The sequence below is a fragment of the Dellaglioa sp. CoH-57-MRSF-18 genome (assembly GCF_056781995.1).
In genome coordinates this window covers 1-246 of sequence record NZ_JBXAXX010000261.1, presented here as the reverse complement: position 1 = coordinate 246, position 246 = coordinate 1, and the positions used below count along the sequence as shown (strand labels likewise).

Here is a 246-nt window from a genome sequence, read left to right as displayed (position 1 = left end):
CTTTCTGGACTTGGTGACCCAATTGGTCAAGCGACTCACCAAATCGCACTTGCTATCGCAAACAAAGTTGACAATGACATTGTTGCGGAAGCCCAAAAAGCTACTCAATTTGTCGCAGAAGCGCCAACCACAGGTGCTGCTCTTGATAAAGCACTTGCAGTCTTTACAGATGAAGAAGATGCACTCTATGTGGCTGTTATCAACCCAGCTGACGCAATTGATTTGCGTACTAACACTGTCAAAGAA

The 246-nt window shown here is 45.1% G+C and carries 1 pseudogene; it reads left to right on the top strand.

Going from position 1 to position 246, the window contains the following annotated elements:
* Positions 1–246: pseudogene (locus tag AC1RPG_RS08910) on the top strand (N4-gp56 family major capsid protein); the annotation flags it as partial.